The sequence below is a fragment of the Paenibacillus sp. GbtcB18 genome (genome assembly GCF_019091125.1).
GTDB classification, from domain to species: Bacteria; Bacillota; Bacilli; order Paenibacillales; family NBRC-103111; genus Paenibacillus_F; species Paenibacillus_F chitinolyticus.
On sequence record NZ_JAGXJX010000830.1, the window covers coordinates 1 to 238 of the forward strand.

The 238-nt window shown below is 66.8% G+C and carries 1 pseudogene; it reads left to right on the forward strand.

The annotated features are described in order from the left end of the window. Positions 1–238 (forward strand): annotated as a pseudogene (locus tag KVT34_RS31085) (phosphogluconate dehydrogenase (NAD(+)-dependent, decarboxylating)); the annotation flags it as partial.

A 238-nucleotide genomic window follows, 5' to 3' on the forward strand; every position in this document is an offset into this window, starting at 1 on the left:
CAGGTTTGGTCGTACGGTTCGGTGTCCCGGGGGTGGCTGATGGGGCTGGGCGGGCAGGCCTTCTCCCAAGATCCCAAGCTGGAAGGGATTCGCGGCGGTATGCAGAGTTCTGGCGAGGGGAAGTGGACCGTGGAGACCGCGGCGGAACCCGGGGGGAAAGCGCCCGGGATCCCGATGTCCCTGTTCATGCGCTTCCGTTCGCCCGAAACGGACACGTTCCCCGGCAAGGTTGTGGCCG